Genomic DNA, 13495 nt, shown 5'->3' with positions numbered 1-13495 from the left:
TGACATTGGTCATATCGCTGTTTCTGGCCACACCTGCGCACGCAACCTCCCCGACGCCATGCCAGACACTTCATAAAGTTTCCGCCATAAATCGGAAGGCCTTGAGAGCCATTAACGGACCGGCTTTGGAGTCCCTTCGTGGCCCCCCTGCTTGGCAAAGACGTTACGACAGATTGCAGGCCGTGCTTTCCGCCAATCAATGGCCGTTTACCTATTCGACCACAGATGACGGCCAATACACCTTCAAGTCGGCTGATTTCGATGGCGATGGTCGAACGGATACGCTCCGGTCCGAATGCGGTGCACCCGGATGGCACCGCATGTGCACGCTTTATCTCGACCGTGGGGGGGAAAAACTGCTCGAACTGGAAGACGGCTGGATGTACGTGACTAGGCTCGGCACCCGGTTCTATATCGTAATGGACTGGTATGGCCCGGAAGGAGGCGGGTCCGGATTTCCGGAAAAGGACTTCAGCCACTACTACCGCATTACTTCACAAGACTTTGTTGCTATTTGCACTCCCCGAAAATATTGATTCAGACGATTAGTTCCTTCCTCCGGTACACGGCCACACATCTCGTTTCGAGCACGACCCGGCGTCGCTTGTGCGCCCACGGACATTCGGCCAGTCACGAGACTTATGCCGAAAGCGGAAGCGGATTGGCAGTGCGACGGGCAGCTAAACCAGACATGCTTGTCGTAACAGGAGACCTTGAAATGTACGCCAAATTGCCGTACATTATAGGAAGTGCCAAGGAGGGCCAGATGTTAGCGTTCAATAACCCGGCCGATGCCGTCGACGAACCGAATGATGCGCGCATGCAGTTTCGCACTAAAGCGCGCGTGAAGGAAACAATTCAGCGCGCCGCAGCCCTGTCTGGCGTTGACGATTCCGCGTTCATGATCAGCGCCGCCTATAGATCGGCTATGGAGACCATCAAGGCTCACGAACAGACTCAGATTCAGGCCGCGGACTTCCACACCTTCTTCACAGCGCTGGATACGCCGGCAACACCAACTGCTGCCCTGCAAGCCGCCCACGCTCGCTACAAAGGCCGGACCCAGTCGACGATATGACCGACGCGCCGAGCTTTAAGATAGAGCCGCTCGATCCAGAGAAGCACGATCGAGCGGCTTTTTCATGCGGTGTTGAGGCCGTAGACAATTTCTTCAAGCGAACGGCTGGCAAGCTGTCGCGCGCCGACAATGTGCGCGTCTTTGTCATGACGGATGCCGCCGGCACGGTCGCAGGCTTCTATGCGCTAAATGCGCATTCGATGTCATACGAGAATCTCCCGCCCAAATACGCGCGAACACGTCCGGGTCATGGTAACATTCCTGCTGCCTACATTTCCATGATCGGTCGAGACATCCGCTTCAAAGGTTCCGGTCTGGGTGCCGACCTGCTCGTCGATTGTCTGCGCCGCATCGCGCACATATCCGAACAGCTGGGTATAGCCGTGGTCATACTCGACGTCTTAGACGACGGAGATGCCGAAGCAATCGCTCGTCGCAGAGCAATCTATGTAGGTTTTGGGTTCCAGGCCTTACCTAGTCAGCCCCTGCGGCTATTCATCCCTGCAGAAACCTTGCGGAACCAATTCTTGACCTGATTGTCGGCCTGGTCGACCCCTCGGCCGCTGTGCCTCTTAACTGGCGCCGAGCACCGTCGGCTGGACGCCGGTCGCGAAGACATCAGGTATGTATTAAGACTACTCGACCGCCAGTAGTTCGGAGAGAATAGGATGATCGCTTCGGATCAAGCACCGCCCAGGTCTCCCTCGCGCCCAATCCGGCCGTCAGCTTGGCTCCGAAATATTGCAAAAGCTTCACCCAAAAGCGGACACTAGCCCAACATCCCGGCGACAAAGACGAGTGCGGCATTTTCCGAGGTTTCTCCCTCGTTCGACGCATAGGAGCCCTCGTTCTGGCAGGCATCGACGAAACACTTTGCCGGCGGCGTGCCGCGCGCGATGGCAGCCTGCAACAGGGCGTCTGCCCCGGCGGCCTGACCGTTGGCGCCGCCGCTGGCCCAACCGGGAATGGCGACGTTCTCCATGTTGCATATCCAGTGGAACGGCCGCTGGGTCGGGCGTGCACCGTGGCCCGTGACGAAGGAGTGGTCGAGACTGTTACGGCCCAACACGTAATCGAACAATCTTTGCGCCACCGGCTTCAGGCCGGCGTCCGGCTCCAGATGATCGGCATATAGGCAGACGACGGCCTCGTTCAGAGCCATCTCGTTCGATCCCCAACTGTAGTTTTGCGCCGAGGCCGAGAAGCCGTAGGCATCGCCCTCCGTACGTGTTTTGATCTGGCGGGAGCCCGCGACGATCATGGCCTTTGCCTGGGCATGGCCGCGCAGGGCCAGCGACATGATTCCCAGGACTTGAGGGGATGGCCAGTAAAAGGGCAGGACGCTTATGTCCGGCAGGATGATCTTGCCGATATCGGTATCTTGCAACACGGCGATCTCGCATCGCGCCCACAGCGTTTCCTGACTGGCATCGGGGTCGAGATAATAGGTATCGTTGTGGTCGGCATGAGGATGCTGCGACAGCCATTGCCACGCCTTTAACGCCGCAGTCTTGCACGTCGCGGCAAATACCGGCTCCTGCGTCGCGAAGGCACGCGCGGCCTGAGCCATGACGCCGGTGAATACCCCGGCATCGATGCTGGACGGCGCCATGGCCGCGCGGGGGGCGTTGTCGTCGGCCGGCAGCTTGCCCCACGTTAGGACCGGCTGGCTGTCGACCTTATGCAACACGCTGCCGTCGGTATTCTGCATGCGAAGAAGCCAGTCCAATCCCCAACGCGCGGTTTGCAGCAGATCGGGCAAGCCGTCATAAAGGACGGGTACGTCGAGCGTAAGCTTAGCCGTCTCCGGGTGTAACTCGTACAGGCGCAGCATGTGGCTGACTGACAACGCGTGCATGTGCGTATATTTGCCGAAATCGCCGGCATTATACCAGCCGCCGCTAAGATCGCGTGTCTTGCCGTCGACCAACACGGCGGCGTCACTGGCGTGGCCAGCCTTGTGCTTCACGCCGGTCCTGGCGTCGTCGATGTCAACATTGGCACGGATCAGATGGAAACAGCGCGCCGCGTCGCGCAGGACGTCCCGATAGACGCCATCGCCGATGACGAAGGCGTGCGACAGCTCGCTTCCGGTCCGTACACGATAGCGCCCGGGACGCGTCAGACTGCTAAAATCGCCACACATGCCGGTCTCGCCCGCACTCTGGCGCAAGTCGAAGACCCGGCCCAAGGGCTTTGCACTGAACACCACCTTACCAGTCTCATCCACGACATCGAAGGTTTTAAGCGGCTGATCCCGCTGGATCGTAACGGCAAACTGTTTAGTGGCCTTGGGCGTAAAACCGATCTGATTAAGTTTCGGCGTCGGGATGATGGGATTGGCATCACTCGTCACGGGCTCAGGGGCTTCGGCTATCTCGCCGCGGACGAAGCCTATGGTGGCCGATTGGCCCTGGGTGAAGACGCCGTCGATATGGCTGTCGTCGCGCAAATGGCCTTCGAAGGTGGCGTCCAGAGCCGGAAAGCCGAGCCTGATGGTGCCACCAATGATGGCGACCTCGGTGGCTGCGATACTTGCCCGGCCTTGGTCGACGCTGATCAGCGTAACGACGTCTCCCGCGATGACCAGTTGTAGGGTGAGGCGCAGATTGCCGGCCTGAAGAATACCGGTCCAGGTGCCATCGAAGCGCGGGTCGGCCGCTCTCGACTGTGTGGCCGCGCCGAGGCCAATGGCCGAAACAAGAGACGCCAAATGCGCGCGCCGTGTCTGTGTCGATGTCAAAACAGCCCCCTGCCATCCATGGCTTCTTGTGCCGTTTTATCAGACTGCGTCTGAACGGCAAGTGAACCGGGGCTGACGGGATAGGAGCGCCAAGCCGGAACACTTCCGCGTGGAAGCGAGGCCGCGCCTAGCAGAAAACGACTCTCTTGGTCGGATCAGGGCTTGAATCCGCATCGCGCCCGAAACGGTCATATCGGGATATGGGGCATGATCCCATAAGCGGAACAAGAGCCCAAATCCACCTGGCATCCAAATTCAAAAACATTGGGCGTCATTTTGCAGCTCACATGTGGCGTTCCTGGCTTGACACTCGGCGCTCTCGCCGGCGAAGTGCCCACAGGGAGGCCGCAAACACACGTTTGAAAAGATCAAAAAGTTTCTACGGGCCCTGCCTAGCAGCACAATTCAGCATCCATCCATCGACCTCGAAGAGGTTTGGAGGATCCGAGAAGAGGAAGTCTACCCGTCCCTCTTTGGCACTCAAAGCAGGGGTATCTTTCCCCTTTCCCAACAGGCCATCACCAACGCGTTTGGGGCAGTGAATATTGATCCGCGCTGGCTGTTTTACGGTGTACTTGAATTTGCACCGACACCGGCTCGCCCTTCATGGCTGTACGTGACGTCTGGGCACTCAAACCCTTGGGAGCTAAATACTTCGGATTACGGAACGGACGGCGCGTCTGGACGGGGCGTTGAATTTGTCTTTATGGCGAGTGAGCCTGGCAATTGGGCAATTGGGTTTTTGTTGCATATTCTTGCCTATGACCTTCTGCTAGTCACAGGGCAACTGGCGAACCCCGGCAAATCGGCGTCGGAGCGCGTATTCCGTTGGGCGGCGCTATCGATGGCATTTCAAATGGCCGTTTACGCAATGCGTTCGTTGTCGTTCCGGAAAATCTCCCCAAAGGCTTTGAGTTGCCGTCAGGTCACGTCAACCTCCTTACGTTGGTCGGCATAACCGACAAAGAGTTTGCTGCTGGCAGAGCAGAGGGAGGAGACGTGCTAGCCGCGCGATTGCGGTCGACTTCAACCTTTCCAGTGACGGTTCCCTAAATCTATGGAGACGCCTGTGCGCCCTAGCGGATCCGAGCAAGGTTGAAACCACGCGCCTCCTCTATCCTGCGGTGCCGACGTTTTCATGTCCTTGACTTCGCGTCGCCGACGTGTGACATTCGTCACATAACGGCGACGTGGGGAGCACACATGATCCGGCCCAGCGAATATGAACTGAAGCTGCTGCGACACCTTTGGCGGGATAAACGTCTCAGTGCGCGTGAGATCCAGACCCTGAGCGAAACTGAGACCCAATGGTCCTTTTCCGCCACGCGCAAGACTCTGGAGCGCATGGTCGACAAGGGCTTGCTGGCAATCGAGACTGTGCATGGCGTCAAGACCTATGTTGCTGCGCAAGGCAAGCTGGAAACCCTTGCCGCCCTGGTCAGTGATTTTGCCAAAAACGTACTTGACCTGACCGAGCCTGTGCCGGCCGCGACCTTCGCCCATAGCCGCAATATTTCGCCCAACGAAATTGCTGAGCTGGAGGCCATGCTGGAAAAGCTCAGCAAGGCGGACGACCAATGAGCGCGATCGTCACCCTGATGCTTTTGCCCCTGCTGTGGAGTATCATCGTTTTCGTTGTCCGCGCCGCTGCCCTGCGCCGCCGTCCAATCCTTTCCGACGCGGCCGAAAAGCTGCTGTTCGCGCTCATGCTGGTGCCCTTCGTAGCCGGCGTCCTCCTGCTGGTACTGCCCGTGCCCGCACCCCAAGTGATGACGCATCTCCTGCCGCAACTGCCCACCTTCGAGCCCGAAATAACCGCGCCAAAAGCGGCGCAGGTGCACAGTTTTTCCTCGATAGGCTGGACGTGGCCGATAGTGGCGCAGGCCATCTGGGGCCTGGGCGCCTTGGTCGCGCTGTTTCGGCTCGGTCGCGCCCACTTGCGCTTCGCCCGCATCGCCGCGAGGGCCACGCTACTCGGCAATGGCGTCTACCAGACCCAGGCTGTCGTGCCGCCCTTTGCATGGAACCGCCGCCGAATCGTCGTGCCGCAATCCTTAAGTGACGCGATGACAACGGATCAGTTCAACCTCATTGTCGAGCACGAACGCGCGCACCAGCGGCGGCATGATCCGCTGTGGTTCCTGGTGCTAGGCCTCGTCGAGGCCATATTGTGGTTCAATCCGGCCCTGCGCCTGCAGGCCCGCGTCTGTCGCCTCGCCGCCGAGCTGGCCTGCGACGCTGCCGTCACCCAGACCGCGCCGGAAAAGCGCCGCATCTATGCCGAAATCCTGCTACGCACTATCACAGCCGCACCGGGCCTGCCAGCCACCATCCCAGCCTTGTCCGATCTCGCCACCTGCAAAATGCGACTGGAGACCATCATGACCCGCAAGACGCCACCCAAAGCTCTTATCGCGCTGACGACGCTGCTCTGCCTGGCTGTGCCGGCGGTGGGTGCCGAACTTGCTTTTGCCCAACAACCGCTTGCGCCGGTCGCCGCTGACGTGCCGCCCGCCAACCCTATTTCCACCCCCGCCTTCCCGACGCCGGTCAATGGCACGCCCGGCGCTGGCTTCGGCTTGCGCAAGCACCCGGTCCATGGCGAAATGGCCTTTCACCAAGGTATCGATTTCATCGCCCCCACGGGCACACCGGTCAATGCCGTCACTGGCGGAACGATTAGCTTCACCGGCGATCGCCCCGGTTACGGTACAGTCGTGGAGATCGATCACGCCGACGGCAAAAAGACGCGCTATGCCCATCTGAGCCGCGTCGACGTCAGGACTGGCAACACGGTCAATGCCGGCCAGACGATCGGCGCGGTTGGTAACAGCGGCAATGGCACAAAGACGCCGCACCTGCATTTCGAGATATGGCAGGGCGACAATACCGTCGATCCGGCGCCGCTCCTGGACGTTAATTTAGCCGCCTCTCACTAGCCGTTCAAAACCGATGAATTCCCTTCTTAAACCGGGTGCGGCCATATGCGACATATGCCGCACACCTTCATGGGGCGACCATCATGAAACAATCCGCGCCCCCCATTCTCGTCATCATCGCCATCGCCTCTCCCGCTCAAGCTCAAGCTCAGGCTCAGGCTCAGGCTCAGGCCCAAACGCAACCCCAGACCGCCCAAGACTCCACGGTCGTCATCGTCCAGGGCAAGGCCCCCAAAATCGTCAAAAAGATCGACCGCACCGTCTATAACCAGGACGGAAACCCGGCCGCCACCTCGGGCTCCGCCGCGGACGTGCTGAAAACCGTGCCATCGGTTTCGGTCACGCCCGATGGCAACGTCTCCCTGCGCGGCAGTTCTAATGTCGCGGTCTACGTCAACGGCAAACCGTCGGCTATGATGCAGGGCGAAAGCCGCGCCGTGACCCTTCAATCTATGAACGGCGCCGATATCGCTAGCGTCGAGGTTATCACCAACCCATCGGCCGCCTATAACGCCAACGGTGGCGGCATCATTAACATCGTGCTGAAAAAAAACCGCAAGTTCGGCAGCCACGCTGCTTTCAGGGCCAATATCAGTCGCGATGCCATCTATAATTCGGGTCTGTCCGGCAACTATTCGCGCGGCCGGCTGTCGCTCAACGCCACCGTCGGCGTGCGCCACGATGGCGGACCGCGCTCCACGGCCTCAGACGTAACCTGGCTCGACGCATCCGGCGCCGCCACCGGCCGTAGCACGCAAAGTTCATCGGGCTTCCCACGCCGCGCCAGCCGCAGCGCTTCGTTCGGCGTCGACTACGATGCCGATGACCGCGACACGATCAGCCTGTCAGGCAGCTACGCCTCGCGCCGTTCTGCCAACAATCTCGACGAATACCATCGCGACTACGCCGCCTCGGGCGCTCTTACCGACGCCTACGACCGCCGTTCAAAAGGTCCGGGCACTCAGATCGATAGCGCCCTCAACGCCAATTTCGACCGGCGGCAGAAGGACGGCGGCGAACTCAAGGTCGGGGCGCGTTTCACCGAAAGCGACGCCACGCGCGACAAATCGTACACCAACCTCTTCGCCTGGCCCGTCCAGCCCGACACGATGGACCGCATCCTCAGCCGCTCAGTCCGCAAGACCGCGGGCGTCAACGGCGACTATTCCCGACCGCTGAGCGAAACGACACAAATCTCGGCCGGCTTTGACGCCCAGCACCAGACCGACCGTTTTGTCAACTACAGTGCCGGCATAGATCCCGCCACGGGAACCGAAACGCCGCGCGCGGACACTTCCAACCGATTTGCCGTAGACCAGAAGGTTACAGCTGCCTATCTCACCTTCCAGGCGGCGGCAGGCAAGTGGACGGCCCTCGGCGGCGTGCGGCTGGAAACCGTGCGTACCGATATGGCAGCCAGCGCACACAAGTACGCCAACCTCAATCCGAGCCTCCACCTCAGCTACGATATCGACACGAAGCGCCGCATCAAGGCCAGCTTCACCAGCAGCCTGCAACGCCCCGACCCGCGCGACCTTAACCCGTTCGTCACCTACGTGGACGCCCAGAATGTAACCGCTGGCAACCCCGGCTTGAAGCCACAGCGCGTCACCTCGCTCGAAGCCGGCTATGCCTACACCCCGCCGGACGGCGGCCGCGGCTACGAGGCGACGCTTTACTACCGCACCAGCGCTCGCACCGTCACCGACTATAGCTATTTCACCTCGGGTAACGTCCTGCTGACGACCAAGCGCAACAGTGGTGCCGGACGCTCCGGCGGGGTCGACATCTCGGCCAACGGAAAATGGGGCAAACTCGACTACACTGTCGACCTCAACCTGTTCTACGCCGAACTCCAGGCCGATGCCGGCTCTCGTCAATCCGGTCCATCATGGACCGGCCAGCTCAATATCGACTACCAGCCATACGACGGAGACACCTTTTCGCTCGATGCCCAGGCCCGTGGTGCCATCCTGACCGGCCAAGGCCAGCGCTCGGGCACCGAACAGATCAACGCAACCTGGACGCACAAACTGACGAAAAAAATCAACCTCGTAATCCGCGCTCAAGACGTCTTGGCTGGCACGCGGGAGACCTTTACGCGGGACACGATTACCGTGCGCCAAACGGGCTTCGACGACTTCCGCTCCCGCCGCATCTTCATCGGCCTTGTCTGGCGCCTGGGCAATTAGCAATCCAGTTCCGTTGATTTCGTTTGAGTTGGACTCGGCATTTTGCTGCGCGTTGACCCACGCAAATTCGTCCACTAATGGGCAGGCCCCGAAGTCGCTTCGGCGCCCAAAGCGGAAATGGCAACACGAGAGTTGCGATCTAAAATTTCTTGTTCCGAAGCGGACATTCAATGCCCAAGCTGGGCGGCTTCGTCGACCCGCCTTTTCTAACGTCCCGATACATTATTCGGCCAATGAACAGCCCCGGGCGGAGCCTTGATCGGTTCGAATTGCATGTCCGAGAAATCGGCAACCAGGCGAGCCTGACTGTTAGTAAGGCCAATTTCGCTGTTGAGCACTCGCCAAAGCTTTCCCTCTATTGAAATTAGCAGATCACCGTTGTGGTCGAAATCAGCCCAATCAAAATTTGGTCCTTTTAGCCACACCTCACCTGTAGGTAAGATCACCTCGAAGTTTAGGGCATCCACACCTGCTCGACGGGATAACTGCATCCATAGGCGGACATCGAACAGAGATGTCTTTTCGTACAGGGGCCAGTTTTTCTTGCTGACGATAAAGCCTCGGCTATCGTCCAGCAGCCTCCAACCGTCGCGAAGCAGTCGGGTATGATAAAGATCTTTGCCCGAGTGAGCCTCCCAGTTTCGCCGCTCGACGGTCATCCCTTTGCGCAACTTAAAACCTTGAAGCAATGCCGTCTCGGCCAATAGATGGTTTAGCATGACTTGGCCGTCTGTCATCAACAAGCCGCCGCCGCTACTTGTGTGGGCTTGGGGCCAAACCGCCAGCGCCGTAAAATACGGAGGCTGACTGATTGCGGTCCAGGCCGGCGGGTCACCGGTATGTTTAGAAGCGTAGTAAATGACAAAATCGCCGTTTGGGGACACGTCGGAAAAGTGATCGAAGATCGAACCTTTGAACCACTGGCCAGCGTCGAAGCGATCTTGCGACAAATCCCAGCGGATCATTCGCGTATGTTTCTTCGGGCCGTGACGAAAAATTACTCCGACGCGGGCGTCGCGCGCAATGAGCACAAACAGGCGGCATCGATGTTGGCGTGGGATGAAAACCATGTGCTTAGCTTATATTGCCTCAGTGTTTGCTCGCCAAATCAAATACGGTAGGGCTTGTTTACATCGATCAGAAATCGGTAACCACATCAACGTGATAAAGGGCCGCCCGGCGCCCAATGCGGAAGTCGGACCAACCTGTCCGCGTTCGAAAACCCTTGCCGAAAAGCGGACTTAAAGCTACCAAGCACAAGATGGAAGAAAATCAGCTTGATTGGGGTCCGGTCATCCGGTGGTTCGGGCACGTACCGCTGTTCCATGACGCTGAAGTCGTAAGCATCGAACTCCGTCGTGACCCGATCCCGTCGATCGTTCGCTTATTTGCATTTAGAATGAATTCGGACATTGACGAGCGTGGCTACTATCGCCTCGACTTGCATGCCCTAGTCACCTTTTCTTTATCTGGAATTGGGCGCGTTGAGCTCGACGACTGGAATCACCAAAACGCGCTGCAAAGTCTAGAAATCAAGAAAGTGGACGACGCCTACCAGCTCGATATGGTGGGCGCCTATGGTGTTCACGGTCTCATTGCCGCCAAAAGTATCGCTGTTCAGGTTGAGCCATGGCTGCCTGATTTGGCAGTTAAATAGCTTGGTAAAATTACGACGATAGGTCGGGGCGTTCGACGCAAACTTCGCCTGGGAGGCTCATCGAGTTCCGTAAATATCAGGTTCGGTAACTAGCAACAGAGCTCCTTCCCATCTCCAAGATGTATCCCAGCACCTCGCCAACACAGGAATATTTGGACAAGGATTTCAAAATGGCAACATTTGATTCGATGTGGCTGTTACGGCAGTCACTCTGATACGCTGGTTGATGTCAGTCAAAAGACGACAGGTCCGTCCATGTCTGCCGCTATTTTTCCAGACACTTCACATTGGCCGTCGTGCATGTCGTCACGTATGGCGCGCTCCGGGCTTCTGTGTAGCTGGCGATACCAAGGTCAAAGCCGCGAACAATCTTGACCGTCAGCCTCTGCCCAGGCGCAAAACTGTAGACCTTGACTGCCTGAGCTCCGATCTTTGCCAACAAGGCATCGGTATCTGCGGGCCATTTACCAGTCCTTGCTGTGACGATAAGTGTCCGTGTTGTCGATTGCTGGCCGTTCGAATAGAATGTCATGGTGCTGTCCTGGACAGAGACCTCGCCAACTTCGGGCAGTCTGCCTACAGCATCGACAACCTTTTGTTGTGGCGCCAACAGGGTTTCGAACTTTGGCATCCAGGCCTTAAGCATAGCAGGCCCAGCCATCGCGAGACCAAGCGCCAATAGTACTATACCAGTTGCGACGACTACGTGGACACCCACCTTCGGCGTAGGGAATTGGCCCGTCTCGGCACGGATCACGACTGAGCCGGATACCAGGTCATGAACCAGCCGACGCGCTGGCCAACCGAACAAGAGCAAATAGACCTGCGCCAACCCAATACCAAATACCGCCGTGATCGCGACTAAAGTTAGCACCTGAACCGAAAAAGGGTCGGTGACATTGAAGTACCAACCGTTGAGAATTCCAGGCACCACCAGGAACAAAGCGCGCCAAAGTGACACAAAGAGGTTAAGCGGTTTGCCATTCAGGCCCACGACCTTCAGCCCCAGCAGCCGCTTCCCAACCGTCCGGCCGCCGCCAAGGCTACTTCCGAGAATTCCGTTATACAGAACACCAGCTGCCAGTCCGAAGAACCGGCCGTTCGCCCCGAGCGGTGACACGTAGTCCATTGCCATCCAGCCAATGGCATAGCCGACGATTCCGAGCAGGACGGCATCGATGAACCACGCACCTACGCGCGGCCAAAATCTTGAGAAATATTTAAGTTTGTCAGTTGTCATCCCCACCCCCATGTTTTGATGAGTGTACGTCAAACACATTCTTTTGCAACCGAGCCGCTAAGCAGAAGCAAGTGAGCTAATGTTCCACCTCCTTGCCATGGCCGCTAAGCCCTTTGAGGGAGGTCAAGTCGCCTGTGCGCCCATTTCGGACATAGGGCTGTCGATTGTGTGGTGAACCCGTAAGCGGACATCTAGCGAAGTTTCGATCCGCACTCGTCTACTAAACCCGGTCCGTATCAATAAAACCGACATACCCAGCAACGGGGGAAATCGCTCGTTCGGTGGCTTATCGAACTTCAAAAAGTACCGTTCTGTTGTCGCGCTTTGCGAACGGGGGTGAAAGCCCACCAATTGAGCGCCTCTCCAGTCTTGGCTTGGTGGATTGCTGCGGCAAACACGTCCCAAACACATGGATCGTGAGCTACCCCTGTTTCCGATTGGAGCCTGCTGTAAAGTTCGTCTGGGTTGCATTCAGCGAGTTGGGAAACGGTTTCGATCCTTAGGACAGCAAAATCTTTCCGCGCAGCCGGTCCCACATTCCTGAGCTTTTTTAGGTCATCCGCAATTTGCATATTCGCCTCCCCCCTTTGCCCAAAACCCAACTATACAAATCGACTGAAGGCAACTCGCTTCGACTGCATGGCTTCAAAAACCTGAGTTCGCTCGCGGCTGTTGCCCTCCGGAAGGCGCCCGAAGCGGACTCTAGTAGCCCGGCTTACTCCTCGTCCAAGTAGGACGCGCCCACTACAGACTATTAAAAATGTCCCAATTTTTGTCGCTACGGGGCAAGTTGAATACTTTTCTCACAATTCTATCCAAGCCCCAAAGCAAGGCGAATATAGGCAGTCCAGCCACAGCGAACCCCACGAAAACGATTGTGCCTGTGAAACATGATAAAAGGTCATGTGGCACACCGTTCCGTATGAGGTTGGCTCCGTCTGTGTAAAGGCCGCAGACCAACCCAGTGGAAATTATAATGACAGCTGAGCCCAACCATTTCGCCAGCGGCGCGCGATTGTCGAAACTACCTCCAGACTTTGCCACCTGCTGCGTAATCACGGCGCCGATGCATATAATGATCGGGATTGGAGCAATGATCAGTGTGTCGAGAATGTGTGACGCGTCCATGCCGTCACGATAGCACATTGCCGTCGGCGAGGCAGTCAAAATAGGTATGCCCAGTTGCCGCAAACCCTTTTGCTCAGTTGGCAAATTATAACGTCACTCCGAGGTGGCGCGTAGCGTAGCATCGCTTCGCCTACGCGCCCAAGGCGGAAGTTTGGCCCTGATGTCCAACCCTCGCCTGAAACCGGACATTACGAATGTCTGTGCTATACTGAGGTTATGCAGAAGCGAGTTGCGGTGGGAGGGCTGGCGGAGGTCGTGTCCCACAGCGTGGTGTAATTGGTTGAGAGCGTAGCGCTAGGCTCGCTGCCCGTCCAAAGGGCAAAGCGAGCCTCAGCGAAGCGGGGTTGGCCATCAGTGATTTTCGGATATGGTTTGGGTTCCTACACTCATTCCAGAGACGAAAGACCACCGATGACCAACGATATGATGGCCCTGAAAGGGCTTGTTGAAAAGACCTCCGACAGCGATTTGTTGCGCGACATGATCAGCTTTACGGCTGAACGCTTGATGGCGCTGGA

At 57.9% G+C, this 13495-nt stretch carries 12 protein-coding genes; 8 read left to right on the top strand and 4 right to left on the bottom strand.

Going from position 1 to position 13495, the window contains the following annotated elements:
• The first annotated feature begins 182 nt into the window (after positions 1–182).
• The 3 genes from B060_RS27275 to B060_RS0115645 all read left to right on the top strand — a co-directional run bounded on the left by B060_RS27275 (position 183) and on the right by B060_RS0115645 (position 1614).
• On the top strand, positions 183–536 hold the full coding sequence (locus tag B060_RS27275) for a hypothetical protein (protein WP_155847740.1): 354 nt from the start codon (positions 183–185) through the stop codon (positions 534–536).
• A gap of 230 nt (positions 537–766) precedes the next feature.
• Entirely contained in the window at positions 767–1078 is a 312-nt protein-coding gene (locus B060_RS0115650) for a type II toxin-antitoxin system TacA family antitoxin (RefSeq protein ID WP_026172891.1), read from the top strand.
• Positions 1075–1614 carry a hypothetical protein gene (locus B060_RS0115645; RefSeq protein ID WP_018082742.1) on the top strand — a complete coding sequence of 180 codons (540 nt, stop codon included), beginning with the start codon at positions 1075–1077 and terminating at the stop codon, positions 1612–1614. The genes B060_RS0115650 and B060_RS0115645 overlap by 4 nt, the downstream gene beginning before the upstream one ends.
• Before the next feature lie 233 nt (positions 1615–1847).
• Here B060_RS0115645 and B060_RS0115640 read toward each other — a convergent pair whose 3' ends face one another.
• Complete coding sequence (locus B060_RS0115640) at positions 1848–3791, bottom strand: glycoside hydrolase family 9 protein (RefSeq protein WP_162149126.1); 1944 nt, start codon at positions 3789–3791, stop codon at positions 1848–1850.
• Positions 3792–4625: 834 nt separating this feature from the next.
• On the opposite strand from B060_RS0115640, the gene B060_RS28460 reads away from it, so the two are divergent.
• The 4 genes from B060_RS28460 to B060_RS0115625 all read left to right on the top strand — a co-directional run bounded on the left by B060_RS28460 (position 4626) and on the right by B060_RS0115625 (position 8952).
• Entirely contained in the window at positions 4626–4874 is a 249-nt protein-coding gene (locus B060_RS28460; protein WP_081606886.1) for a suppressor of fused domain protein, read from the top strand.
• A gap of 150 nt (positions 4875–5024) precedes the next feature.
• Positions 5025–5402 carry a BlaI/MecI/CopY family transcriptional regulator gene (locus B060_RS0115635; RefSeq protein ID WP_018082740.1) on the top strand — a complete coding sequence of 126 codons (378 nt, stop codon included), beginning with the start codon at positions 5025–5027 and terminating at the stop codon, positions 5400–5402.
• The gene (locus B060_RS26210) at positions 5399–6760 is read left to right on the top strand and encodes a M23/M56 family metallopeptidase (RefSeq protein ID WP_018082739.1); all 1362 of its coding nucleotides are present in this window, start codon (positions 5399–5401) and stop codon (positions 6758–6760) included. Before B060_RS0115635 ends, B060_RS26210 begins: the two co-directional genes overlap by 4 nt.
• Before the next feature lie 83 nt (positions 6761–6843).
• Positions 6844–8952 (top strand): TonB-dependent receptor, encoded by a 2109-nt coding sequence (locus B060_RS0115625; protein WP_018082738.1) that lies wholly within the window; start codon positions 6844–6846, stop codon positions 8950–8952.
• A 206-nt stretch (positions 8953–9158) separates the two neighbouring features.
• Here B060_RS0115625 and B060_RS26205 read toward each other — a convergent pair whose 3' ends face one another.
• Positions 9159–10022, bottom strand: a complete 864-nt coding sequence (locus B060_RS26205) for a hypothetical protein (protein WP_018082737.1) — start codon at positions 10020–10022, stop codon at positions 9159–9161.
• Between the two features lie 116 nt (positions 10023–10138).
• Here B060_RS26205 and B060_RS0115615 point away from each other — a divergent pair, with 116 nt between their 5' ends.
• Complete coding sequence (locus tag B060_RS0115615; protein WP_018082736.1) at positions 10139–10609, top strand: Imm50 family immunity protein; 471 nt, start codon at positions 10139–10141, stop codon at positions 10607–10609.
• Between the two features lie 265 nt (positions 10610–10874).
• Here the strand turns inward: B060_RS0115615 and B060_RS0115610 are convergent, their stop codons facing one another.
• Positions 10875–11849 (bottom strand): RDD family protein, encoded by a 975-nt coding sequence (locus tag B060_RS0115610; RefSeq protein ID WP_157405653.1) that lies wholly within the window; start codon positions 11847–11849, stop codon positions 10875–10877.
• A gap of 296 nt (positions 11850–12145) precedes the next feature.
• The gene (locus tag B060_RS0115605) at positions 12146–12421 is read right to left on the bottom strand and encodes a helix-hairpin-helix domain-containing protein (RefSeq protein WP_018082734.1); all 276 of its coding nucleotides are present in this window, start codon (positions 12419–12421) and stop codon (positions 12146–12148) included.
• Positions 12422–13495 lie beyond the last annotated feature (1074 nt).

Source organism: Asticcacaulis benevestitus DSM 16100 = ATCC BAA-896 (assembly GCF_000376105.1).
In the GTDB taxonomy this organism is placed as follows: Bacteria; Pseudomonadota; Alphaproteobacteria; order Caulobacterales; family Caulobacteraceae; genus Asticcacaulis; species Asticcacaulis benevestitus.
The sequence above is the reverse complement of the archived record's forward strand: the minus strand, read 5'-3'. Positions and strand labels throughout refer to the sequence as shown.

Coding starts and splice junctions, on each gene's coding strand:
- B060_RS0115650 (WP_026172891.1), top strand. CDS start 767: ATGTTAGCGTTCAATAACCCGGCCGATGCCGTCGACGAACCGAATGAT.
- B060_RS0115645 (WP_018082742.1), top strand. CDS start 1,075: ATGACCGACGCGCCGAGCTTTAAGATAGAGCCGCTCGATCCAGAGAAG.
- B060_RS0115635 (WP_018082740.1), top strand. CDS start 5,025: ATGATCCGGCCCAGCGAATATGAACTGAAGCTGCTGCGACACCTTTGG.
- B060_RS26210 (WP_018082739.1), top strand. CDS start 5,399: ATGAGCGCGATCGTCACCCTGATGCTTTTGCCCCTGCTGTGGAGTATC.
- B060_RS0115625 (WP_018082738.1), top strand. CDS start 6,844: ATGAAACAATCCGCGCCCCCCATTCTCGTCATCATCGCCATCGCCTCT.
- B060_RS26205 (WP_018082737.1), bottom strand. CDS start 10,022: ATGGTTTTCATCCCACGCCAACATCGATGCCGCCTGTTTGTGCTCATT.
- B060_RS0115615 (WP_018082736.1), top strand. CDS start 10,139: ATGCGGAAGTCGGACCAACCTGTCCGCGTTCGAAAACCCTTGCCGAAA.
- B060_RS0115610 (WP_157405653.1), bottom strand. CDS start 11,849: ATGACAACTGACAAACTTAAATATTTCTCAAGATTTTGGCCGCGCGTA.
- B060_RS0115605 (WP_018082734.1), bottom strand. CDS start 12,421: ATGCAAATTGCGGATGACCTAAAAAAGCTCAGGAATGTGGGACCGGCT.